18 protein-coding genes and 1 rRNA gene are annotated in these 22,610 nt (G+C 64.2%); 6 read left to right on the top strand and 13 right to left on the bottom strand.

Features of this window, described 5'->3' with window-relative positions; all coding sequences use genetic code 11:
- Window positions 1-3: 3 nt before the first annotated feature.
- Complete coding sequence (locus tag F3J17_RS34985) at window positions 4-279, bottom strand: RNA-binding protein (protein ID WP_167070252.1); 276 nt, start codon at window positions 277-279, stop codon at window positions 4-6.
- Window positions 280-613: 334 nt separating this feature from the next.
- Window positions 614-1,171 (bottom strand): hypothetical protein, encoded by a 558-nt coding sequence (locus tag F3J17_RS34980; protein WP_205195103.1) that lies wholly within the window; start codon window positions 1,169-1,171, stop codon window positions 614-616.
- A 502-nt stretch (window positions 1,172-1,673) separates the two neighbouring features.
- Here F3J17_RS34980 and F3J17_RS34975 point away from each other — a divergent pair.
- Window positions 1,674-2,180 (top strand): DUF1993 domain-containing protein, encoded by a 507-nt coding sequence (locus F3J17_RS34975; RefSeq protein ID WP_167070250.1) that lies wholly within the window; start codon window positions 1,674-1,676, stop codon window positions 2,178-2,180.
- An 85-nt stretch (window positions 2,181-2,265) separates the two neighbouring features.
- Here the strand turns inward: F3J17_RS34975 and F3J17_RS34970 are convergent, their stop codons facing one another.
- Complete coding sequence (locus F3J17_RS34970; RefSeq protein WP_167070248.1) at window positions 2,266-2,892, bottom strand: LysE family translocator; 627 nt, start codon at window positions 2,890-2,892, stop codon at window positions 2,266-2,268.
- A gap of 138 nt (window positions 2,893-3,030) precedes the next feature.
- On the opposite strand from F3J17_RS34970, the gene F3J17_RS34965 reads away from it, so the two are divergent.
- The 3 genes from F3J17_RS34965 to F3J17_RS34955 all read left to right on the top strand — a co-directional run bounded on the left by F3J17_RS34965 (window position 3,031) and on the right by F3J17_RS34955 (window position 4,625).
- Window positions 3,031-3,495, top strand: a complete 465-nt coding sequence (locus F3J17_RS34965; RefSeq protein WP_103707823.1) for an Lrp/AsnC family transcriptional regulator — start codon at window positions 3,031-3,033, stop codon at window positions 3,493-3,495.
- A gap of 49 nt (window positions 3,496-3,544) precedes the next feature.
- Window positions 3,545-3,778 (top strand): hypothetical protein, encoded by a 234-nt coding sequence (locus tag F3J17_RS34960; RefSeq protein ID WP_167070246.1) that lies wholly within the window; start codon window positions 3,545-3,547, stop codon window positions 3,776-3,778.
- Window positions 3,779-3,878: 100 nt separating this feature from the next.
- Entirely contained in the window at window positions 3,879-4,625 is a 747-nt protein-coding gene (locus tag F3J17_RS34955; RefSeq protein ID WP_167070244.1) for an IclR family transcriptional regulator, read from the top strand.
- A 7-nt stretch (window positions 4,626-4,632) separates the two neighbouring features.
- On the opposite strand, the gene F3J17_RS34950 is transcribed toward F3J17_RS34955, so the two are convergent.
- Together F3J17_RS34950 and F3J17_RS34945 are read right to left on the bottom strand one after the other, a co-directional pair.
- Window positions 4,633-6,417, bottom strand: a complete 1,785-nt coding sequence (locus F3J17_RS34950; RefSeq protein ID WP_167070242.1) for an IlvD/Edd family dehydratase — start codon at window positions 6,415-6,417, stop codon at window positions 4,633-4,635.
- A 135-nt stretch (window positions 6,418-6,552) separates the two neighbouring features.
- On the bottom strand, window positions 6,553-7,557 hold the full coding sequence (locus F3J17_RS34945) for a LacI family DNA-binding transcriptional regulator (RefSeq protein ID WP_167070278.1): 1,005 nt from the start codon (window positions 7,555-7,557) through the stop codon (window positions 6,553-6,555).
- Window positions 7,558-7,786: 229 nt separating this feature from the next.
- Here F3J17_RS34945 and F3J17_RS34940 point away from each other — a divergent pair, with 229 nt between their 5' ends.
- Window positions 7,787-8,620, top strand: a complete 834-nt coding sequence (locus F3J17_RS34940) for an isocitrate lyase/phosphoenolpyruvate mutase family protein (RefSeq protein WP_167070240.1) — start codon at window positions 7,787-7,789, stop codon at window positions 8,618-8,620.
- Window positions 8,621-8,648: 28 nt separating this feature from the next.
- On the opposite strand, the gene F3J17_RS34935 is transcribed toward F3J17_RS34940, so the two are convergent.
- The 6 genes from F3J17_RS34935 to F3J17_RS34910 all read right to left on the bottom strand — a co-directional run bounded on the left by F3J17_RS34935 (window position 8,649) and on the right by F3J17_RS34910 (window position 19,371).
- Window positions 8,649-9,449 (bottom strand): DUF2135 domain-containing protein, encoded by an 801-nt coding sequence (locus F3J17_RS34935; RefSeq protein WP_167070238.1) that lies wholly within the window; start codon window positions 9,447-9,449, stop codon window positions 8,649-8,651.
- 41 nt (window positions 9,450-9,490) lie between these two features.
- Window positions 9,491-10,288: a DUF2135 domain-containing protein gene (locus tag F3J17_RS34930; RefSeq protein ID WP_167070276.1), complete on the bottom strand. Its 798-nt coding sequence runs from the start codon at window positions 10,286-10,288 to the stop codon at window positions 9,491-9,493.
- 63 nt (window positions 10,289-10,351) lie between these two features.
- Window positions 10,352-12,016, bottom strand: coding sequence for a DUF2300 domain-containing protein (locus tag F3J17_RS34925; RefSeq protein ID WP_345891288.1), 1,665 nt, complete (start codon window positions 12,014-12,016; stop codon window positions 10,352-10,354).
- A 67-nt stretch (window positions 12,017-12,083) separates the two neighbouring features.
- Window positions 12,084-16,769 (bottom strand): alpha-2-macroglobulin, encoded by a 4,686-nt coding sequence (locus tag F3J17_RS34920; protein WP_240161268.1) that lies wholly within the window; start codon window positions 16,767-16,769, stop codon window positions 12,084-12,086.
- A gap of 44 nt (window positions 16,770-16,813) precedes the next feature.
- Window positions 16,814-17,491, bottom strand: coding sequence for a DUF1175 family protein (locus F3J17_RS34915; protein ID WP_167070233.1), 678 nt, complete (start codon window positions 17,489-17,491; stop codon window positions 16,814-16,816).
- A 2-nt stretch (window positions 17,492-17,493) separates the two neighbouring features.
- Entirely contained in the window at window positions 17,494-19,371 is a 1,878-nt protein-coding gene (locus tag F3J17_RS34910) for a DUF2138 family protein (protein WP_167070231.1), read from the bottom strand.
- A gap of 529 nt (window positions 19,372-19,900) precedes the next feature.
- Between F3J17_RS34910 and F3J17_RS34905 the strand changes: the two genes are divergently transcribed.
- On the top strand, window positions 19,901-21,964 hold the full coding sequence (locus F3J17_RS34905; protein ID WP_167070229.1) for a glycoside hydrolase family 28 protein: 2,064 nt from the start codon (window positions 19,901-19,903) through the stop codon (window positions 21,962-21,964).
- A gap of 50 nt (window positions 21,965-22,014) precedes the next feature.
- Here the strand turns inward: F3J17_RS34905 and F3J17_RS34900 are convergent, their stop codons facing one another.
- Complete coding sequence (locus F3J17_RS34900) at window positions 22,015-22,269, bottom strand: RNA-binding protein (RefSeq protein WP_167070227.1); 255 nt, start codon at window positions 22,267-22,269, stop codon at window positions 22,015-22,017.
- Window positions 22,270-22,502: 233 nt separating this feature from the next.
- A 5S ribosomal RNA gene (gene rrf / locus F3J17_RS34895) occupies window positions 22,503-22,610 on the bottom strand; the annotation flags it as partial.

The raw sequence follows: 22,610 nt of genomic DNA, 5'->3' as shown, positions 1-22,610 counted from the left end.
AACTCAGGCGGGACGGCGCACTTCAGGCTCTTCGCTATCGAAGGGCGGCGCGCTCACGCGCAGCGCCACGCCGGCAAGCCGCCGGCTCTGCAATTCGCGGGCGACGGCTTCGCCCACATAGGGCACTTCCGAATCGAGTTCGAGATCGGCGTGCGCGTTGGGCGTGCCTGCGTCATACACCTTGACTCCCTTGGCGTAGTGTCCGAGTTCGCGCTTGAAAAAATCGTGCACTTCCTGCTCGCTGCAGGTTTCGGGGACATTCCAGACAGTCAGGTGCATATCGGTCTACCGGTAGTGGCGCGCACGGTCTGACCGAACGCGCACGGGTTGCAGGCTCGCACGCGCCTTTGCGCGCATCAGGCACGACTGGCCGAGCAAAGACACGGAAATCAGGACGAATATCGAGAGACCGGACGCTAGCATTTCGCTCACTCCTTCTTATTGATATACGTCAGAGTAGACCGATTTTGCTGCACGCGCACTGCGTCATATTGTCGAGTTTCGGTGGATTACCCGGAGCCGCGCAAATTTCCGCAACGCGCGTGCCCATGATGCGCAGGAGCCGGCAAAACGATTGGAACGGTGGAAAAAGGGCCGGCTTCATTCGCCCGTTTCAAGGACCTTCATCGCGACTCGCAGATGTGGTGTCGCCGATATCGCTGCCGCATTGCATGCGCGTGAGCTGGTCGTATTGACGCGACCAGTTGCCCGCGATCGTCGCCTGAGCCTGGGCAAGCGAAATGCGGCCCGCACAGACGCAGCGCTTGAGCCGCACGGTGAGCAGCGACTTGCGACGCTCTCCCGCATGACCGCCCCAGGGCAGCAGATCGAAATTCGCCTGCGCATCCGGCGAGCCACCGAGCACGATCGGCACGTGACGGTCGAGCGCATAGGTGATGCCGTCTTCGGCATCGATACCGCGCGCCGAAAGCAGGCGGTCTTTCTGCGCCATCGCCGCGTCGAATGATGGCGCCACGGTATCGGCGTAACCCGGCCGGCAGATCGTCTCGGCCACCGACTCCTGCGTCACGCGTGCGTCAAGCAGTCGCGGATCCTGCGCCCAGACAGGCGCGCTGCACACCGCCCCGCCGACAGCGAGCGCCAGCAGCACACCGTGCAGCGCTGCACCCAGCGCGTGCGGCGCCTTTTGGCGTGCCGCACCTTTTGCCATGCTACGCACGGTCGGACAGTTTTCTGCCAATTTTGCGTTCATGGTAAGTGCACCGTACGCTGCCGTACGATGCTGAATGGATGGTCAATGCTGGCTAATTAAAACACATTCGAATTTTGCTGTGGTGAAACTGCGCCAGGCCGCTGCGCGGTGCGCGCTGCTCCATCACGCCGATGCGAACCGCAGCGCCAGAGATTGCATACGAAGCGTGCGACCGCCCCCGATAGCAATGCACAGAATGACCTGGCTGCTAAACATGTGGATCAGCACAGAAATTTTATTTCGGCATCCACAATAAATACGTGGTGACTACGTTTCTTTAACACGGTTTTCACGCTTGCCAGCCAGCAGGAGGTTCAGCCGATTAAAGCAGACCCACATCGACGCGCGCAAGATCGGCCGTTCGGCCAATGGCGGCGGTAAAACCGTTGGCGCATAATGGCTCGCCCGCTCAGCTCCGCACCGGAGCCAGCGCGCCCATTAAAGGAAACGAGGAATCCCCATGTCCATCACCATGTATCAAGCCTCGGTGCCCGTGCTCGTGCGCGGTCTCGCCAACCTGCAGACCATCATTGGCAAGGCGCAGGCACATGCGGCCGAGAAGCAGATCGACCCTGCGGTGTTCACCGGCGCACGGCTTTTCCCCGACATGCTGCCGCTCGCGCGCCAGATTCATATCGCCACGGATACGGCCAAGGGTTGCGCTGCGCGGCTCGCAGGGGTGGATGCGCCGAAGTTCGACGACGTGGAAGTGAGTTTCGACGACCTGCACACGCGTATCCAGAAGACGATCGACTATCTGAACACGTTCAAGCCCGAGCAGATCGACGGTACGGAAGACAAGAGCATCACGCTGAAGATGCGCTCGGGTCCGATCGAATTCACGGGCCAAAGCTACCTGCTGGCTTTCGTGCTGCCCAACTTCTACTTCCACGTGACGACGGCTTACGACATCCTGCGCCATAACGGCGTGGAACTCGGCAAGCTCGACTATCTGGGCGGCCGCTAAGCACCTGGCCGCGTAGGGATGCAGCGGACCTGAGGCTTCGCGCCCGGGTCCGCCATCAGAGAGAACGCGGTGCGAGACGAATCGCTCAGTCGAGCGACAGGCGCACCGCGAAACCGATCAGCGCGGAAGAGAACGCCCACTTCTGCACCGTTTGCGCAATCGGACTGCGGCGCAGCCAGACCGCGATGCGCGCCGCACCCAGCACGTAGATGACGTCGAACAGCGCGCAGACGATCACGAGCACGATACCCAGCTCGATCACTTGCAGCCAGACCGAACCCTGCTCAGGGCGAATGAACTGCGGCAGCAGCACCGAGCAGAACAACAGCGCCTTCGGGTTCAGCAGATTCGTCAGCAAGCCCTTGAAGAAGTCAGCGCGCAGCGGGCGCTGCTGGGCAACTGCGGCCTCCTCGGGCAATGCAAACACCGGCGCACGAAAAATCTGCACGGCAACATACGTGAGGTAGAGCGCGCCCGCGTAGCGCACGACTTCATAGAGCCAGGGCGCGTTATGCAGCAGCGCCGCAAGTCCGCACGCAGACAAGGTGACATGCGTTGCGCGCGCCAGCCCAAGCCCGCAGGCCGCCGCAAAGCCACGCCGCGCGCCACGGCTCATGCTGGTTTGCATCACCAGCGCCATATCCGCCCCAGGCAGTGCGCAAACGACAATCAGGGCGGCGATGAACATCAACATCAGGTGGGCGGAAATCATGATGGCCTCGGCTGGAAGAGGCTCTATGTTGCCGCTAAAGCTGGAGCGATTTCTGGCGTATTTTGTGACCCCATCCATCATACATAGCGGAATCACCTAAAATATCGGCGTCCGAACAGGAAAAGCACTCAGCAGAATATGAGCGACCTCGACAAACTCGATCGCGCCATTCTCGGCGCCTTGCAGGCCGATGGCCGGATGCCCAATGCGCGGCTCGCGGAAACGGTCGGATTGAGCGAAACGCCCTGCGCACGCCGCCTCAAGCGGCTGGAGCAGGACGGCTATATCGAGCGTTACCGCGCGATGCTCTCGCGCCGCGCACTCGGCTACGGCGTGGTCGCTTATGTATCGGTGCGCTTCGCCGTGCACGACCGCGCACTCGCGGATCGCTTCGAACGCGAAGTCTGCGCGATCGAGCGAATTCTTTCGTGCCATAACGTTGCCGGCACGGCCGACTATATTTTGATGATCGTCGCGCGCGATCTCGACGACTACGGCACCTTCATGCGCGACGAGTTGCGCAGCCTGCCAGGCGTGACGTCGGTGGAGTCGGCACTGTCGCTGCGCGAAGTCAAATCCGAGGGTGGATTGCCGCTGCCTTGAACCAGGCCACGCGGCGCCGCCCCTACTACATTTCAAACCGGAGCTTTCGATGACACCAGAACAGGCACGAGCCGAAGAAGCAGCCGCCATGGACCGCGTGCTGACCGCAACGCAGCGCGTCAAGTCGGCATTCACGTCCCTGCAGACGCAATTCCCGCCCGAAGGCGAAGGGCGCCCCTCGCAGTTCGCGCTGCAGACTTTCGACGCCGCCTTGCAGGAACTCGAAGACGCCCAGGCGGCGTTCGACGAACTGCTCAACGACCTGCTCGACGGCAACCGCTAAGCGCCGTTTCGGGCACCGCGTCGTGCATGACCGGTCGGCATGCTGTCCAACCTGGTGCTAGTATTTCCAGCCTGTTGGAAGCTGATTCGACCGACCGATCATGTCCACCGCCTACGAAGTGCCCGCGCTCAAGCGCATTCACGACATTCTCGATCTGCTCGCGCACGCGCAGGCGCCCGTGCGCGCCGCCATCATCGCGGAGCAAACCGGCCTGTCGCGCAGCACGCTGTATCTGATGCTCGATTCGCTGGAGCGTCGGCGCTGGATCGAAAAACGCGCGGACGGCTATATCGTCGGCGTAACGTTGTTCGAACTGGGCAGCGCCTATGTACGTCATGATCGCTTGCACGAGGCCTTCCGGCACGAAGCGGCAAGCTTCATCGCCGCGCACAACGAGGTCGTGCAGCTTGCGGTACTCGACGGCGCGGAAGTGGTCTATATCGCGCGCGAGGATCCCGCGCGGCCCGTGCGGCTGATTTCCGATCTCGGTTCGCGTCTGCCCGCGCATTGTTGCGCGCTGGGCAAGGCGCTGCTCGCCAGTCTTTCGGATGACGAAGTATCGAAAGTGCTGCCGAAGCAGCTTGCCGCGGTGACGAGCCACACCATTACGCGGCGTCCGGATTTACTCGAAGCGCTTGCCGCGATCCGTCGCTCCGGCCTCGCTCACGAACGCGAGGAAGTCACCGCGGGCCTCACGTGCTTCGCGGCGTTTGTGGGCGTAACGGCCTTGGGCAAGCGTGTGGCGGTCAGCACCAGCCTGCCGCTCGAACGCATCGACGCACGCCGCGAAAAGCGCATTGCCATCGCGGTCGTGGAGATGGCTCACCGCATCGGTAAAACGCTTTGAGTCGCCGCTAATGCGAGTGCCGCGGCTCTCCCCGCTCCTCGATCACCCGCAGATAGAGCGTCGCCGGCTCCAGACAGCCGCCGGTCGAAAGCTGGCCCACGGTTTTCCGGTAAAGCTCCTGCCACGGCGTCTGCGAAGGCGGTGCGGCAAACTCGGCGTGCGCGCGGCGGCTTTCCAGTTCCGCAGCATCGATCAGCAGTTCGACGCGTCGCGCATTGAGATCGACCTTGATGCGATCGCCCGTGCGCAGCAGCGCCAATCCACCGCCCACGGCGGCTTCCGGCGACATGTTGAGAATCGAAGGACTCGCCGACGTCCCGCTCTGCCGCCCGTCGCCCATGCACGGCAGTGAATCCACACCGCGCTTGATCATTTCCGCCGGCGGCGCCATGTTCACCACCTCGGCGCTGCCCGGATAGCCGACCGTGCCGCAGCCGCGAATCACCAGCATGCAGCGTTCGTCGATATTGAGCGCCGGGTCGTTGATGCGCGCGCGGTAATCCTCGGGCCCGTCGAACACAATGGCGCGGGCCTCGAACACGTTTTCCGCGCCGGGCTCGCTCAAATAGGTCTTGCGAAACGCCTCGCCCACCACCGACATCTTCATGATCGCGCTGTCAAAGAAGTTGCCCGAGAGCACGATGAAGCCCGCGCCATACATCAGCGGCGCATCGCAGGTGCGGATCACGTCGCGGTCGGCAATGGGCGCGGCGTCCGCAATCTCGCCAATCGTGCGGCCTGAAACGGTCGCGCATTCGCGTCGCACGAGACCCGCGCGGTCGAGCTCGCGCAGCACGGCCGGCACGCCGCCCGCGCGATGGAAACTCTCGCCCAGATATTCGCCGGCCGGCATCGTGTTCGCGAGCAGCGGCACCGACTCGCCGTAGTGCTGCCAGTCTTCGAGTGTGAGGTCCACCCCCATATGGCGCGCAATGGCGATCAAGTGCGGCGGGCAATTGGTCGACGCACCCAGCGCCGAGGCCACCACGATGGCATTTTTGAACGCCTCGCGCGTCATGATGCGCGACGGGCGCACGTCGTCGCGTACGAGATCGACGCTGCGCTTGCCCGTGACGTAGGCCATCTGGCCACGCTCGCGATACGCGGCGGGAATGCTCGCACAGCCCGGCAGCGACATCCCCAGCGCCTCAGCGAGGCAGTTCATCGACAATGCCGTGCCCATGGTGTTGCAGTGCCCGATCGACGGCGAAGACGCGGTGGTCAGCGCCATAAAGCCTTCGTAGTCGATTTCGCCCGCCGCCAGCAGATTGCGCGCGTGCCAGATCACCGTGCCCGAACCCACGCGCTTGCCCTCGTACCAGCCATCGAGCATCGGGCCGCCCGACAGCACGATGGCGGGCAGATCGACGGTGGCCGCCGCCATCAGGCAGGCGGGCGTGGTCTTGTCGCAGCCGGTGGTCAGCACCACGCCGTCGAGCGGAAAGCCGTGCAGGATTTCCACGAGGCCCAGATAGGCGAGATTGCGGTCGAGCGCGGCCGTCGGGCGGCGGCTCTGCTCCGCGAGCGGATGCACGGGAAACTCCATCGGAATGCCGCCTGCGTCGCGTATGCCCGCTTTTACGCGCTCGGCGAGCGCGATGTGATGGCGGTTGCAGGGCGCAAGATCGCTGCCCGTCTGCGCGATGCCGATAATCGGCCGCCCGGACTGCAGTTCCTCGCGCGTGAGGCCGTAGTTCATGAAGCGCTCGACGTAGAGCGCGGTCATGTCCGCGTGCGACGGATCGTCGAACCATTCCTGGCTGCGCAGACGGCGGGCAGGCGTGTGTGCCATGTTGCATGTCTCCTGTGCGACCGGTTTATGTTACCGATAACACATTAAGACTAGCACGATGCAAAAACCTGGCGCAGCCAGGGCAACCCCCGCATCGGAAAGGCAATCGAAAAGTGGAGAAAGAAAGGCGCAATCTCAGGCGCTTTCGCGCTCGACCACGCTGTACTGAATGCGCGTCTTCACAGTGCGGCGTGGGTGGGTCGCGCGCTCGTCTTCCTCGTCGGCAAGCGCCGCCAGCAGCGCGTCGCCCGCGCGACGCCCGATCCCGTACGCATCGACGGAAACCGTCGTGATGGTCGGATGGCAGCAGGCCGCGATCTCGAAGTTGCCGAAGCCCGCCACGGCGATATCGCCCGGCACCGTCATGCCGCGCCGCTGACACGCCATGATCGCGCCAAACGCCGACATGTCGCTCACGCACATCACGGCATCGGTGTCCGGCCAGCGTTCGAGCATTTCGGTCATGGCCGGCGCGCCGTGGCTCATGGTGCCCGGCGAATCGCCCAGGCGCACCACGCGCGGCTCGCCCAGACCGAGCGCCTTGATCTCCATCTGGTAGCCCTTGAGTCGGTCGAGGCCGCGCCAGTCCAGCTCGCTCGCCCCGCCGATGAAGCCGATGCGCTTATGCCCTTTGCCGGCCAGATAACGCACCATTTCGCGCGCGGCGCTGACGTTCGAAAAGCCCACCGACATATCGATGGGATGCGCGGGCTGGTCCCACATTTCGACCACCGGCACGCCGGAGCGCGCGAGCAGCGTGCGCGTGGCCTCGGTATGTTGCGAACCGGTGAGCGCGATGCAGCGCGGCTGATGGCGCAGCATCTGGCGCACGAGGCGCTCCTCGCGGTCGAGCGAATAATCGGTATCGCCGATCAGCAGTTCGAGCCCTTGCGCCTCCAGCACGGCGGTGAGACCGGCCACGGTGTCCGAGAAGTTCGAACTCGACATCGACGGCACCAGCACCGCAACGAACGACGAGCGCCCCGACGACAGCGCGCCCGCCGCCGCATCCGCGACATAACCCAGTTCGTCGATGGCGCGCTGCACGCGTGCGCGCGTCGCTTCCGAGGCGCTGCGGCCCGCCAGCACGCGCGAGACCGTCATCTTCGATACGCCTGCGAGGCTGGCGACATCGGACATGCGCGGCGGCGTGATTTTCGGTGCGGGGGTTTTGGCCATCGGGACAAACGAGTCGAGGTGTGAAGAGCGCCTATTCTAGCGGCAGCGGCGCGGCGGCCTGAAAACGCCGCTGTCACCGCACGCGCACGGCCAGAGCGCGGCGGCGCGCACAGGCGCACAATGCTCGGCGCGCTTCATGCTTCTCGAACATTCGCACACCCATCCGCAGAACACTTTCAGGAGACACGCCATGCCCTCTTCGCCACGCAGCGTCGCGGAAAAACGCGCCGCGTTCCGCGCCCTGCATGCTTCGGGCTGCTTCGTATTGCCGAATCCGTGGGACGCAGGCAGCGCCCGCTACCTCGCAAGCGCGGGCTTCAAGGCGCTCGCCACTACCAGTTCGGGCTTCGCGTGGTCGCACGGACTGGCGGACAACCACGTCTCGCGCGATGCGGTGCTCGCGCATCTGCGCGAGATCGTCGCGGCCACCGATCTGCCCGTCAATGCCGACTTCGAAAGCGGCTTCGGCGACGATGCAGCGGCCGTGGCCGAGAGCGTGGGACTCGCCGTCGATACCGGCATCGCGGGCCTCTCCATCGAGGACTCGACCGGCGACGCCGACGCGCCGCTGCGTCCGGTGCATGTGTCAGTCGAACGGATCAAGGCGGCGCGCAGCGCGATCGATGCACGCGGCGGCGACACGCTGCTGATCGGCCGCGCGGAAAACTTCATCGTCGGCATGCCCGATCTCGACGATGCGATTGCGCGTCTGAAAGCGTATGCAGATGCGGGCGCGGATTGTCTCTACGCACCGGGCCTGAATACGCGCGAGCAGATCGCCGCGGTCGTCGCGGCGGTCGCGCCGAAGCCGGTGAACGTGCTGGTGGGATCGGTGTCGGCGTTCACGGTGCAGGAACTCGCGGCGCTGGGCGTGCGGCGCATCAGCGTGGGCGGCGCACTGGCCCGCGCCGCATGGGGTGGTTTCATCAGCGCCGTGGAAACGCTGCGCGAAGGCCGTTTCGATGGCTTCCTCAACGCAGCCCCCGGCAACCAGCTCAACGATTTATTCAGGATGCCGGATTAAACCCCGTGCGTAAACGCATCACGAACGATCAAGGAATCGTGAAGCGTTTCACGAGCGTCAATTCTCCCGCCTTGCGCATCGGCGCGCGGATCGTCTCGCTCTTTTCGTTGGGCGTGCCTTCGTCGGTGATGATGGTGACCTGTGCCACCGTCATGTCCGCGCCGCTATTGCCCTGGCCGTAGTAGTTCACGTAGACCAGATAAGTGCCGTGCAGCGGCGCGGCGCTCGAATAGATCTCCGGGCCGTAGCCCGTCGTCACGTCCACATCGAGCGCGCCGCCGTTGGGCGCAACGCGATCCCCGTACCACGTGTGCACGCCATCGGGCGAGACCACATGCAGGTCGAGATCGGTGCCATCGGTGTCCCAGGCGAGCACGATACGCAAGCGCGGGTGCGTCTTGTTCGCGTAGGCTTCGTAGAACTGCACGCGTTTTCGCGTGCCGTCCCTGGTGCGCAGTTCCACGCCGTTACTGCCCGAGCCGAACGCGAAAGGCCGTGAAAATGTGCCGTCTTCTTCGATACGCTGCGGCATCGGCGTGCCGTTCACCACCAGCGTGCCCACCGACGTCCCCGCCTTCGCCTTCGGCGCCGATTTGATCTGCCCGGCGATCAGCGCATTCAAGCTTTGCCCTTCGGGCGTGCTCACCGCCACGGCGGGATAGTGGACATCCTGCGTATAGCGCGCTTCGTCGCCCGCCGAATTGCGCCAGCCGTTCAGCGGCGCGGTGAAGTCGATGGTGTCGGCCTGCGCAGCGCACGCGCAGAAAGCCAGCGCGGCGGCGGCCAGAAAGCGGTGCGCGGGACGATGGGTAAGCCGGATCGCATTCATGTTCGTACGCTTGTTAGTGAGTCTGTTTGCCGTTGCGCGTCTTAAAGCCGCTCGCTTTTCACGAGCAAGAGATCGCCGATCTTGCGCAGCGGCACCACGCGCGTCTCGCGGCGCTCATTCGGCGTGTTCTCGTTGAACACCAGCGTGAGCGTGGCGGTGATGACGTCGCGGTCGTGGGCGTGCGCGTCGAAGTTATAGCCGGTCGAATCGAAATTGCCCCAGTAATTCAGGAAGAATAGCCAGGTTCCGTGTTCAGGCGCCGCCGATGAAAAAATCCCCGGACCCGCACCATCGACGGAATCGACGTCAAAACCGCTGCCGTCTTCGAGGATCGGATTGTCGAAATACGCGTGCAGCCCATCCGGCGTGATGACGTGCAGATCGACCTGCGCATGCGGATCGTCCCACGTCACGATCGCGCGCAATTTAGCCTGCGGCTTGGTGCGATCCGCCTCGTAAAACTGCATGCGCTGATGCTTCGTGCCGTCGGGCGAAATGATCTCGACACTGTTCGAGCCCGCGCCGAATGCCCACGGACGCGCGAACCAGCCTTGTTCGTCGGTGTAAAGCGGCGTGGCGTTGCCATTGATGACGAGCGTGGGCGGCTTGCGCGCATGCACATCGACATGCTTCAACTGCCCTTCGATCAGCGTGCGGAATCGTTGTGCGCCTCGATCGACGGGCGGGCGCGGGTAAGCCGCGACGTATTGCTCGCCTTCGTTGGTGAGGCCGCTATGCCGCCAGCCGTTGAACGCGCCGGTCATGCGCGCGAGCGTGCCGCCGCCGGAATCGGGCGAGGCATCGCCGGCTGCCACGGCGCTGCCGCTGGCGAGCGTCATCGCACAGAGACAGGTCAGCGAGGCGGCAAGAACGCAGACGTGCGCGAACGGTTTCATCGTCATTCAACTTCCTGTGAGAATCAGCTTGCGCGCGGTCTGCTCGATGAACGTCTCGTCCAGGCCGCGCGGATGATGCGCGAATGCCAGATGCAGATATTCGTGCGTCAGCGCGATGCGGTCGTCATCGGAGCGCAGGCGGCGGATATAGACGCGGTTGCGCCCGGCGTCCGCATAAGGGCGGCCCGAAGTCACTTCGCACACCGCCGGTAGTTCGGGTTCCTCATAACCTGGCTCGCTCGCGAGACGGCGCGCCCAAAGCGGCGCCTCGCGTCCCAGCCACTCGCGCGCACCCACAACCGGCTCGCAGTCGCCCGCGAGCGGGCTGGCAAACGAGGTGAGCGTAGCCTGCGGCCAGGTGCGCGCGAGGATGGCGTCGAAGGCGAGTCCGCGCTGCGCTGCGGCCTTGGCATCGAGCCAGCTCATCTGCCCCGCGGCGGCCTTGTCGTGATGGAACTGCACGGGCACGCCGGCGAGCACGAGGCCGTCGGTGAAATCGGCGGCGTTACGCGACGCGGCGCGCGGCGGCCGCGGCAAGACGCGCTGCGCGCGGCTGCTGTCGTCGATTTCGTAGCAGCCGCGCTCGCGCCCCGCGTTCTGCACCAGATAGCTGCGCGCCGCCACGGCCAGCGCACGCGCTGCTTGCGGCTGCGCCGTGTCGCCTTCACGCTCGACCACACGCGCGATGTAATCGTTCATGCCGAAGCGTCCGACGATGTGCAGACGGCCATCGTCGTCGCGATCGAGGCGCATGTCGCCATGACTGTCGATCGGCAGCGAATTGCCGTTTTCGAACGCCACGCTGAACGCGCCGTCGAGCAGACCCGGCTGCGCCGGACGCCCGCCCGCGCGTGTATCGAAGACGTTTCGTATCGGATATCGGGAAAAGAATTCGACGCTCACGCACGCGCGATCATCCGCCACCGCGCTTTGCGCCACGAGCGGCGCGATGCGCGGCGCAGCCGCCGCCAGCACGCGCACGCTGCCGCCGCGCCCGCCCATCCAGACCGGCGTGCCATCGGCAAGCCAGCCCGCCGCGCCGCCTTCGTAGCCGCCTGCGTTCGAGGGATCGGGCATGGTCCAGGTCTTGGCGCGCAGCAGGCTGCCGTAGAGCGACACCGTGCCCTCGCCGCGCCCGCTCGTGACGACCGAAACCAGCGTATTGCCGGTCTCGTCGCGGGCGCGCGCCGGAATCGCCAGCAAGGCTGCGAGCAGGTCGTCCACGCGCACGCGCTTGTCAGGCTTCAGCGCGTAGAGATCCTGCAGCCAGCCCGGCGCTTTGCGCGCACGCCAGTATTGCCGCCAGCCCGCCGGATCCAGTTGCAGCCGATGCGGCTCGAAAAAGAGTCCGCATGATTGCACCAGCGCGCGCTCACGGTCGATGTGACCGCCCGTCATGCAGCAGTACACCTCTTCGCGGTCGCCGCCTTCGCATTGATAGTCGGGCGCGGAAATCTGCCGGTCGACGAGATAGGCGTAGACGAACAGCTTCCACACACTGCCGAGCTGCGTGTCGAGCGTCGCCGGCAACGCTTCGCCGGGACCAGGTGCGCCGGGCGTGAGCGCTTCGTTGGCGTCGAACGTCCACAGGCGCGCGTTGCCGTCGCGCAGCCACGCAAAGCGCAACGTCGACGGCGCGGCAGACGCGCTCGCGGCCGCGCTTGCGCACACCAGCGCAAGCAGCCACGCCACGGCCTGCACGCCCGCTTTCCGGAAGATGCGCGCTCTCACTTCGACCTCACTCGATGCTCAGCGTGACCATGTGGTCGCTGCGACCGCCTTCGTACGCCTTCTGCTCCGGCTGATACATGCGGAAGTAGCGCGCCGGCGGCATCGTGAAGGTGCCCGGCAACGCGAAGCGCACGAGCTGGCGCAGCGCCACCGGACGGTCGAGCAGCGGCACGGGCTGGTGATAACTCAGATCGCCCATTTCGTAGCTGGCCGCGCGCGCGAACGGCTGTGGCCCGCTTGCGCCCTTGGCAGCGTCCGGCAGGCCGTCGATGCTGACACCCCAGCTCGTGGCCTCGACCGAGCCGCCCGGCGGCAGCGGCACATCGAGCAGCCCGTAATGCAGCGCCGATTTGTCCTGCGGCGTGAGCGTGACTTCGTCGACATAGAGCGCGTTGCTGTCGATTGCATCGCCCGCTTTGACGCGATGCGCTTCGAAGGTGAAGTGGCCTTCGGCTTTGTCGGCATCGGTTTTCGGCGCGATGGGATCGAGTCGATAGAACGCGCGCTCGATCTTCACCGGCAAGCGGCTCGCCTGGACTGCGCGGCTGCGATACGACACCAGCGCGGCAACGTCCGGACGCGTCGCGCCCACGTCGAGCGAAGTCGGCAGTTGCGTGCCCGTCCACTTCCAGAGGCTCGCGCCGGTGGGCGTGGTGGTGCGCGTCCAGCCTGCGCCTTGCAGCGTCGGCAGCGGTTGGGCTACGTCGCCGTTGCGCGAACCGGCCATCGCTTTGCGCAGCCACAGCAGCGTCAGCGCGCGATCGACAGTCGGATACGACGCGCTGCTTTGCGACAGCACGGCGTTTGCATCGACCGGCGTGCCCGCGTCGCCCGCCATCGCCAGCAGGGCCTGGATCAGCGGCGTGGGATTCGTCATCAGCGAGGCACGGGCGCGCGCAGCGAGCGCTTCGAAGCCTTCGGGCAAGCTTGCGTTGGTAGCGTGCGCTGTCCAGGCCGTCAAGATCGCCGCCACTTGCAGACCGCGCGGCGAATCGGGCGCGGCGAACACCAGGCTATCTTCGACGCCGTAGTTATCGCGCGAGGCCTTCACGTCCTGATCGAACATCGTCGATGTCTGCTGCGCGAGTTGCCCCGCTACGCCCGACACCGGCGTCGCGACCGGCAGCCCCATCTGCTGGAGCAGCCACAGCGCCAGCGCGCGATGCAGCAGCGGCTCTTTCGCGCCTTCGTCGCGATAGACGTCGAGCGCGTGCTGCCAGTTGCTGTCCGGCAGCGTAATGCCGAGGCTGCGGCTCGCTAGCCAGTCCGCGTAATACGCGTAAGCCGTGATGAACGCGCTACCGCCCGTGGTGTCGCCCCACCAGCCGAATGCGCCGTTGATGCCCGCGAGCAGCGCGAGACGCTGGCGCTGGTTGCGCAGACGCGCCTCGATACCCTGCGTGGTGCTCTGCGAGCCCGCGCCGTCCAGCACGTCGTGAGCGAGCGCGAGCGGAATCAGGCGGCTCGACGTTTGCTCAGCGCAACCGTACGGATACTCGATCAGATCGTCGGCGACGCGCGCGAACTGGCTGGTGCCGTTCGCCACCAGCCGCACACGCACGTCCTGCGCATCGGGCGCGAGCGCAAGCGGCTTGGGATTCGTGTCGAGCGTGACCGGCACTTCGCGCAGATCGAGCCAGCCCGGCGCGCCCAGGCTCACCGTAGTTTGCAGGCGATCCATGTCCTTGCCGTTTACGCGCAGCCCGGCATCGACGACACCCGGCGTCAGCGCCACGCGCGGCAAGGCCAGATAGTTCGCGCCCGGCTTGAGCGTGACCTTGCGATCGACCGACAGGCCCGCACCGTTGACGGTCCATTGCGCGTCGACATCGGCGTTGCCCTGATTGAAGGCAATCATGTCGATCACCGGCTGGTCGCCGCTGCGGAAGCTCGCCGGGCCGCTCCACTTCAGATAGAGCGGCTTGTCCGACCGCACATACGACGTGCGCTGGCCGACCGTGCCGTCCGCCGAAATCGCGCGCACGGTAACGCGCCAGCGCGCCAGCGAGTCGGGCATGCGGAAGCTCATGCGGGCGTGGCCGCTCGCATCGGTTTGCAGATCGGCCTGCCATGCGGCCGTGTCGATGTCATCGCGACGCGGACGCTCCAGCACCTTCACACCGCGCTCGTTGTACTGGCCGCGCTGCGGGCCGCCCGGCGCGCCGCGCATCGCCGACAACGCGAGGTCGTAGGTGATGAACGACAGGCTGGAGGTGGTGCGCACGTTGTTGCGGCGCGGGTGATAGAAGAAGTCCGAGATATTCGGCGCGATCTCCGGCTGCAGCACGTAGACCATTTCGTCGACCACGCTCACGGTCAGATGCGCGGGCAAGGGCTTGCCGGCCAGCGCGCTGCCGAGGTCGAGCGTGACCGTCTCGCCGGGTTGGTACACGGCCTTGTCGCTCTTCACGCTCAGGTCGATCGACGGCTTGGCGACCACGATGCCCGCGTTCTGGAACACGTACTCGCCGTTATGCACGTAGAGCACCGAGAACGTCATGTTCGGCGCGAATTGCGCATCGACCTTGATGCGCGCCTTCCATTGCGTCGGCGCGACACGTGTGAGGCTCAGCCAGTCCGCGCCCTTCGTGAGCAGCGCACGCGCTTCCACGCTGTCACGCTCAAGCGTGAGCAGCGCATCGTCCACGGCGTACGGGAAGGTGATGAGCGCCTCGGCCGTATCGCCAATCTGATAGTGGTCGCGGTCGAACACGATCTCGACGCTGCCAGGGATCGCCTTGAGGCCGTCGCCCGCCACCCAGTGGCTGGCCGCCGCGAGCAGATTGCCCGCATCGTCCTTTACCGAGAGCATGTACGAACCGGGTTCGTCGAATTGCAGCGGGAAATTCACGCGTCCATCCGCGCCCGCTGCGGGCAGCGTGCCTTCGGTTTTGGTCTGCGATTCGAGGCGCGTCCATTCCCACTTCGCGGGCTTGTGCGCGGTCGGCGCGCTGTTGTTATTGGCGAGCGCCGCAAGCGTGAACGTCACCTTCTCATGCGGCTGCGAGAACGACTTCGCCGTGCTCAGGCGATACGGCGTCGCGCCGCGCGCGATCAGCACTTCGCGCGTCACGCGCACGCGATACGCCGCGCCGTCCTGCGCGAACAGCGTGAGCGCGTAGCGGCTCGGCTCCTTCGCGGCGGGCAGCGTGAGCGTAGCGTTGCCGTCGCTATCGGTTTCGAGTTCCTGCTGTTCGAGCTTCACTGGGAACAAGCCCGAGTAGTTCAGCTCGCCATCGACGATCGCCACTTTCTGCGCGCGCAACGTCACCGACACCTTGCCGTTCTTCACCGGCTTGCCGTCCGGATAGCGCAGCGCGATCTTGCCCTTGGGCGTGTCGCCGGTCGCGTAGTCGGACTTGTCCATCGTCAGATTGACGTCGAAGTGCGGCTTCACGTATTCGGCCACGCGGAACGCGCCGCCATAGGTGTCGCCGTTGTAGTCGAAGCGCAGCGTGTAGCCGCCGCCCTGCGCCGTGGTCGGCAACGTGAAAGTGGTTTCGCCGCCCGTTTCCGATGCGAAATCCACGTTGCGCGTCGCAATCGGCGCGCCGTTCGGATCGACCACGTCGAGCTTGAGTTGCGCGGCGGCCGGCGCGCTCGACTGGTTCGCGCTCTGGAAAGTGCGGCCGATGAACTTCACATGCACCGTATCGCCGGGACGATAGAGCGGCCGATCCGTGACCGAATAAATCTTGGTGTTGTAGATCTCGCTGTCGTAATAGAAGTTTTCCGATACGAACACGCCGCCCTGCGGATCGCTGCCAATCACATAGCTGCGCTCCGGCGAGACGTGATCGAGCACGAGCGCGCCGTCCGCGCCAGTCGAGCCGCTTTGCAGCACGCCTACGCCATCGGTCCAGTTGACTTCGGTGTTGGGCACCGGCTGGCCGTTGTCGCGGCGCGCGGTCCACACCAGCAGACCGCTCGACGCCGCCTTGACCACGGCGACCGTATCGGAAACGAACAGCAGCGTGTGCGCGCGATAGTTTCCGATCATCGCCTCGACGAGATAGAGGCCCGGCGGCAGCTTGCCGACCGGAATCATCACGTTGCCCGTCGACGCTTCGATGAAGTTGCTGCTGCTGCCTTCCAGATTCACGCCCTTGGGCGGCTGGATCGTCTTCGCATTCCAGATCGGATAGCGGAAGCGCGTCACGAGGTCGTAGCCGCGCAGCGGCGCGAAATGCGACTCGGGTTCGAAGTGCGTGGGCGCGCTCACCTGATCGCCGAGCTTGAATTCGGGCTTCGCTTCCGTGACCTTGCTGCGCGTCGCGAACGACAGCACGCGCTGCCAGGCACGGCGCGCGTCGCTCAACCAGCGATCCCACAGATACGCGAGCGTGTTCGCGAGGCCTTCGCCCTGATAGTTCGGCTTGATGTTCAGCCGATGCAGGTTCTTTTGCGCCTTCAGGAACGCGAGCGGATTCGGCACCTTGTAGACGACGATATCCGCGCCGCCATAGCCTTCGAGTTCCGACTGGTATTCGCGGCCCGGCGCTTCCAGGCGCACCTGCGCAAGCTGGTTGCTGCCGTAGCTCGCATCGGAAAGCAGGAAGAACGGCTGGCCCTGCACTTCCTGATAGTTGCTCGGGTTGGGCGCGCCCAGCGTGGGATTGGCGTCGATGTTCTGCTGCGCGGGGTCGTCGTCGGCCCAGGCGGGCGCGAGGCCCGCTCCCAGCAGGAAGAACATCACGAAAGCAAGCACGGCGGCGAAGAGACGTTGCATGGCGGCACTCATGGCGTCAGAAACGCGAAACGAAACACACCGACGAAGTTCGGATTGCCGTCGAACGGCTGCCAGCGGGAATCTTTCCATTGCATCAGATCGGAAACGGCGACGGCGCGCAGACCGCTATCGGTCGGCGTGACGGTGCCCGTGTGATAAGCGATGTAGCGATCGAGCCAGATCATCAGATGCTGGTCGTCGCCTTGATCGAAGAACAACAGGTCGCCCGGCAGCGCCTGATTGACGTCGCGAGAAACGAAGCGGCTATTGCGCTGGATCAGCGTGATGGCCGACGCATAAGCGCCTACGCTGCCGTCGATGCGGGTCCAGCGGTTGGCCAGCGTGCGCTGCGGTTCGCTCAGTTGCAGTTCGGGCGGCAGGCGGCTCGCGTCGGCGGCGCTGTTCATGCCGTTGGCCTTGAGCCAGCGCGCGTCGTGCTCGCGCAGCGCTTCCATGGCCGCGAAGCGCACGAGGCCCGCGCAGTCGCGCTGGGTCCAGCGCGGCGTGGGCCCACGCCGGATCTGCTGATCGACGATGCGCACGAACCACGCGCGAAAGATCGCCGATTGCTCGGGCGTGAGCGCATCGGGATCGGGCGCGGCCTGGGTCGGCATCAGTGCGCTCGCGGGTCGCGCGAACACCATGCCGAGCGCAGCCGCGCTGCTTAAGAAAAACCGGCGGCGCATGATCAGTTGCCGCTCGTGCCGGGTTGGTCGGCTTGATCCGCTTGATCCGCTTGATCGTTCGAGCCTGCGGCGGCAGCAGCGTCGGTGTCTTGCGTGTCTTTCGGACCCGCGCCGAGCGGCCGCCCCGCCGCCGCATCACCGCGCGGCGAAGCGCTCGCGCGCGACTCGAAGTGCCATTCGACCGGCACCCAGCCCAGCGACGAGGGCAGCGAATCCGGCAGGCTCAGCGCGAACGGCGCATAGCTGGCGACGGCGTGCAGCTTCGGCAGCAGATGCGTACGCGCGGCATTGCGGAACACGGCTTCCTGATCGGCGGGCAACGAACGCCCGGCTTCGCGCTCGACGAGCGCCGCCGACGTGCCCGGCGTGATCGACACCACCGTCGTCGAGAGGCGCTGCGGCGCGAGCGTATCGGCAATGGCCGGATAGCGCTTGTCGAGCACGGCGAGCGTGTCGTCCACGAGGCGCGCATCGGGCGAGAACACCACGTAACCGTGCGCGAGCGCAAGCGTGACCGGGAAGTAGCGCGGCGCGGACAACTGCGCCGCGTAGGACGAACCGGCGCTTTGCGCCGTGCCCGAGCGCGCGCTGACCGGACGCGTCCAGACGGTGACGCCGGCAGATGGCTCGCTCGTTTTCACGGGCAGACGGCGATAACCGGCTTCGTTGCCCGCCTTCGCCTCGTAAGCGCCGATGGCGTCGCCGAACACGCCTGCCAGCGCGCTCTTGATCGCGGCGAGTTGCGTGGCGTCCTGCACGGCTTGCGGTTTGAGACGCGCAACGAAGACCGGCGCGACCAGCGTCGATTTCGCGTACCAGCACACGCCTGCCGGGCCCGCGAAACTTTCGCGCACGATCTTCGAGGCAGCCTGTTCGCCGTCGCCGAGCTTGTCGAATAAATCGGCGGCGTCGTTCCAGTCCACCGGCAAGCTCGCGCAGGCGGCGGCGTTGGCGGGAAGCGCGCGCCAGAGATCGGTGCTATTCCAGTGCTGCGGCAGATGAGCCGGATCGATCAGGGCCGCCGTGCTCCATGCGCCGCTGGCGTCCGTCTGATCGGCATTCTTGCCAGACGCGGCGAAGTCGAAGCGCAACGCGTTCACGCCAGCGAAGAAGGCTTGATAGCCGAACGACAGATAGTTGACCGAGACGATCAGCCGATGGCCGTTGACTTCGGGAGCGTCGTTGAGGCGGTAAGTATGGAGGGCGTCCGCGCCACCGTCATCGAGCATTTTGCCGAGCGCCGAGGCGCGATCGCCGATGGTCTTGCCGTCTGCATCGAGCAGGATGCCGGGCTCCGACATCACGACAAGGCGATCGTCCTTCGCGGCGAACAACAGCGTGTGACCCACCGCAAGTTTGAGCGCATAAACGGGTACGCCGCCTGACAGCGTGGCCGCCTGGCTCAATTGCGTGTCCGCCGCCGCAACATTGCCAACGGCCTGCATCAGCTTCGCAAGACCGTTGCGGCGCATCGTCATGACCCAATAGCCCAGGCGGCCATCGGGCGAACGCCAGAGCAGCACGCGAGAGGGTTCGTCGAAGACACGCTTGATCAGCTCGTCGCGCCAGTCGAGATCATGCTCGAAGGCAAGACGGCGCACCGCGCCTTCCGCCGACAGTCGCGCGGCATTGGATTCGTAATAGTCGACGAAATCTCGCGTAAGTAGGGCGTGCAGTAAAGGCACGCGAATCATGTCGCGCGGCAAACGCGAAAGCGCAGCGCTGTCGATGATGGCGTCGGGATATCGAATATCGAATGCGGCTTCGTGAGAGCGGAATGCCCCTTTGCCGCCGAATGGTCGCCAAATCGCCTGAATGGCGACCAGCGCAACGATTAAAACCGCAACGGTTATCGCGATCTTTTTGCGCGTTAACTTCATGGGATCGAACGCCCTGGAATTTGATATTGATCTTTTCTTGCAATTTCTTGCGCGCTCACGCCCCGCCTTGCTGCGCGCGTATTGCCGTCATTAGCGCGATCTGCCATGAGACGCATTAAGTCCCCGCAATCGGCTATTTACAGCAGGCTCGAATACTACCCCAAAAGATGTTTTAGCAACATGAACGCTTCGTATTTTTCTTAATTAAGGATATGCGTAACGCTTAATTCATTTTCTGAATCCACGATTTACCGCATGAGTTTGAGACCACTCAATTAATCCGTAAAAAATACGCATTTTTTGATCTTTTGCTTCAAGGCTTCTGTTTGTCTGACGGATCTTCTCTCATTTGCGCGTGTCTTTTGCCTCTCAAGTTGTCATATCAGGGTCACTACCTGGCGCATGTCGCTTGACAAGCAATATCTTGTCTAACAACAATCCTTGTCCAAAACCGGCCGCTTGCTTCGGCCGCCGTGCAGACGGCCAAGAACAACAAATCCATCAACGAGACAAACAGAAGGCGTCAATCATGACAACGCAAAAGAAGGACACGCGCTTCAATTCGATCCGGCCAGCCAGTACACCCGCCTCACCGGGACGCCGCAGTTTCATGGCATTGGCAGGCGCAACTGCAGGGGCGACCTTGCTGGGCGGCCTGCCCGGCTGCGGCGGGAACGTCGATACGCCAGCTAGCGCTTCGGGAGGCACAACGCCGGTTCCTGTCGACCCGATCTGGGGCTCCACGGGCGCGGCCCAGCAGATCATCGACGCCTTGCAGCACATCACGCCTTCGATGTTTGCTTCGGTGGATTTCGCGGTCACTTCCTATGGCGCGACGCCGCTTACCTCCCAGGTCGTTGCCGCGACAGCCTGGAGCCCGGCGATTCCGTGGCTCGGACAAAGCGCGTCGCCCACCAGCCCTGGCGCGGACCAGATGGTGTCGTCGTCGCTGACCGGTACGACCTTCGATTCGCGCACCGCATTCAACAATGCGATCGTCGCCGCCAATGCGGCAGGCGGCGGTCGCGTGGTCGTGCCAGCCGGCAACTGGTACTGCGGCGGACCCATCGTACTGCTTAGCAATGTCAACTTGCATCTGAGCGCGAACTGCACGATCTACTTCAGCCCGAATCCCGCTGACTATGCGACGAGCGGCCCACACGCCACGGCCAACGGCAATCTTTACTGGACGCGCTGGCAGGCCAACGATTGCCTGAATTTCGGCTCGCCTGTTTACGCTTATCAGCAACAGAACATCGGTCTGACTGGCGAAGGCGACACCTCGATCCTCAACGGCCAGTCGATGACGCCAGCGCAGGCCAATGGCACGACGCCGTCGTTCTGCTGGTGGACGTTCAAGGGAACGAATGGCGCGTATGGTTGCGCGAGTTCGTCCACGCCATCGCAGGCCTATGTGAATCCGAATAACGCGGCGCTTACGTCGCTTTCCAGTTCGGCGATCACGAACCCTGAATCGGCCACGCTGTTGCCGCTGCTCGATGCCGGCACGTCATGGGCGCAGGATCAGAACTATCTGCCTGCATTGGCGGAACTGGGTGTGGCGGTCGATCAGCGCATCTTCGGCAACGGCCACTACCTGCGGCCTTGCATGGTGGAATTCATCGGTTGCACCAACGTGTTGATGCAGAACTATCACACGCAAAACACGCCGTTCTGGCAGCACCACCCGACGGACTGCAAAAACGTCGTCATTCAGGGTGTTTTCGCGGACAGCATCGGACCGAACAACGATGGTTTCGATCCGGACGCCTGCAATTACGTGCTCGCAGACGGCGTGAAGTTCAACACGGGCGATGACTGCATCGCGATCAAATCGGGTAAAGCGAACGACACCGAATATGGTCCGGCGCAGAATCACGTGATCCAGAATTGCACCATGAACAGCGGCCATGGCGGCCTCACGCTCGGCAGCGAGATGAGTGCAGGAGTCCAGAATATTTATGCGCGCAATCTCAACATGCTCAATGAAAACTGGGCGACGAATCCGCTGAATATCGCCATTCGCATCAAGACCAATATGAATCGCGGCGGTGCGGTGCAGAACGTATGGATCGATGGGGTCACGTTGCCGAACGGGGTGACGCTCGTCGGCAAGGGTTATGGTTCGAGCAATATGATTGCGGGCAGTCCGATTACGGCTTCGGTTGCGGTGGGCACGACGAGTTCTTCGGGTTCGAATCCGGCGGCGTCGCAAGGTGGTCTGATCACGTTCGATTGCGACTACAGCCCGGCCGGCGACGCCGTGCGCATCAGTCCGCCGGTGGTAAAGAACATCAATATTTCGAACGTGACGGCCAGCAATGTCACCTCGGGCAGCGCTACCGCGTCGTGCTTTCAGGCGATTGTCGCGCAAGGACCGGTTTCCGCCGACTACAACGGCCCCGCACCCGCGCCAACCGTGCTGCCGATCAGCGCAGTAACGATCTCAAACTGCAATCTGGGCACACCGGTTTGCAGCGGCACGGCTTCGGCGACAAATCCCGGGCCGATTTACGTGAATAACGTAAATGCCATCGCGCTGAGCAATGTGGTGATCGGCGGGACGACGTACAACACGTCACTGGTTGGTTAACGCAAACGGCGCCCGGTTTGAGGCCGGGCGCCGCTGGACGCGCATCGCGCTTAATCTTCTTCGCGTACGGGCACAACCTGCGCGCTGATCGTGCGGTTGTGCCAGAAAATGTTGTGGATGCGCGGCTGTAGCGTGCGCAGGAAATCGTCGGTGAGTTGGTGATATCGCAGCAGAGCGGCGGGACGTCCCGCGCCTTCTATGCGCTGAATTTCGTCGTACGGTGGGAAACCGTACTTCTGCAAGAAGGTGTTGATTTCCTCGTCGGGTATGGCTTCTTCGACGTTTCCGAGCAGCAGTTCGGCCATGACGCACCTCTTTTGAATGTTGAGTTCAAGCGTGTGGAATCGGCGTTGCGAAGCTCATGATAGTTTGCGACGCAGCAGTGTGCGCGAAACATGCACGATAAGGAGAGGAGCGTTGACGAAGGGTAATGCTTGGCGTGTTTCTGCTTACGCCTGTTCCGTCGTTTTAGCGCGTAAACGCCAGAACCCCGGTTCTCTTGCGGAGACACCGGGGTTCTGGACGTACAGCATAAGGAGCCTGACGATTACCTACTTTCACACGGGCAATCCGCACTATCATCGGCGTGGAGCTGTTTCACGGTCCTGTTCGGGATGGGAAGGGGTGGGACCAGCTCGCTATGGTC

This window comes from Burkholderia sp. Ax-1719 (genome assembly GCF_011753055.1).
Taxonomy (GTDB): Bacteria; Pseudomonadota; Gammaproteobacteria; order Burkholderiales; family Burkholderiaceae; genus Paraburkholderia.
Note: the sequence above shows the minus strand (reverse complement) of the source record. Positions and strands in the feature narration are given on the sequence as shown.

Excerpts from the sequence above, each read along its gene's own strand:
- F3J17_RS34985 (WP_167070252.1), bottom strand. The coding sequence starts at position 279 with ATGCACCTGACTGTCTGGAATGTCCCCGAAACCTGCAGCGAGCAGGAA.
- F3J17_RS34980 (WP_205195103.1), bottom strand. The coding sequence starts at position 1,171 with ATGGCAAAAGGTGCGGCACGCCAAAAGGCGCCGCACGCGCTGGGTGCA.
- F3J17_RS34975 (WP_167070250.1), top strand. The coding sequence starts at position 1,674 with ATGTCCATCACCATGTATCAAGCCTCGGTGCCCGTGCTCGTGCGCGGT.
- F3J17_RS34970 (WP_167070248.1), bottom strand. The coding sequence starts at position 2,892 with ATGATTTCCGCCCACCTGATGTTGATGTTCATCGCCGCCCTGATTGTC.
- F3J17_RS34965 (WP_103707823.1), top strand. The coding sequence starts at position 3,031 with ATGAGCGACCTCGACAAACTCGATCGCGCCATTCTCGGCGCCTTGCAG.
- F3J17_RS34960 (WP_167070246.1), top strand. The coding sequence starts at position 3,545 with ATGACACCAGAACAGGCACGAGCCGAAGAAGCAGCCGCCATGGACCGC.
- F3J17_RS34955 (WP_167070244.1), top strand. The coding sequence starts at position 3,879 with ATGTCCACCGCCTACGAAGTGCCCGCGCTCAAGCGCATTCACGACATT.
- F3J17_RS34950 (WP_167070242.1), bottom strand. The coding sequence starts at position 6,417 with ATGGCACACACGCCTGCCCGCCGTCTGCGCAGCCAGGAATGGTTCGAC.
- F3J17_RS34945 (WP_167070278.1), bottom strand. The coding sequence starts at position 7,557 with ATGTCCGATGTCGCCAGCCTCGCAGGCGTATCGAAGATGACGGTCTCG.
- F3J17_RS34940 (WP_167070240.1), top strand. The coding sequence starts at position 7,787 with ATGCCCTCTTCGCCACGCAGCGTCGCGGAAAAACGCGCCGCGTTCCGC.
- F3J17_RS34935 (WP_167070238.1), bottom strand. The coding sequence starts at position 9,449 with ATGAATGCGATCCGGCTTACCCATCGTCCCGCGCACCGCTTTCTGGCC.
- F3J17_RS34930 (WP_167070276.1), bottom strand. The coding sequence starts at position 10,288 with ATGACGCTCGCCAGCGGCAGCGCCGTGGCAGCCGGCGATGCCTCGCCC.
- F3J17_RS34920 (WP_240161268.1), bottom strand. The coding sequence starts at position 16,769 with ATGTTCTTCCTGCTGGGAGCGGGCCTCGCGCCCGCCTGGGCCGACGAC.
- F3J17_RS34915 (WP_167070233.1), bottom strand. The coding sequence starts at position 17,491 with ATGCGCCGCCGGTTTTTCTTAAGCAGCGCGGCTGCGCTCGGCATGGTG.
- F3J17_RS34910 (WP_167070231.1), bottom strand. The coding sequence starts at position 19,371 with ATGAAGTTAACGCGCAAAAAGATCGCGATAACCGTTGCGGTTTTAATC.
- F3J17_RS34905 (WP_167070229.1), top strand. The coding sequence starts at position 19,901 with ATGACAACGCAAAAGAAGGACACGCGCTTCAATTCGATCCGGCCAGCC.
- F3J17_RS34900 (WP_167070227.1), bottom strand. The coding sequence starts at position 22,269 with ATGGCCGAACTGCTGCTCGGAAACGTCGAAGAAGCCATACCCGACGAG.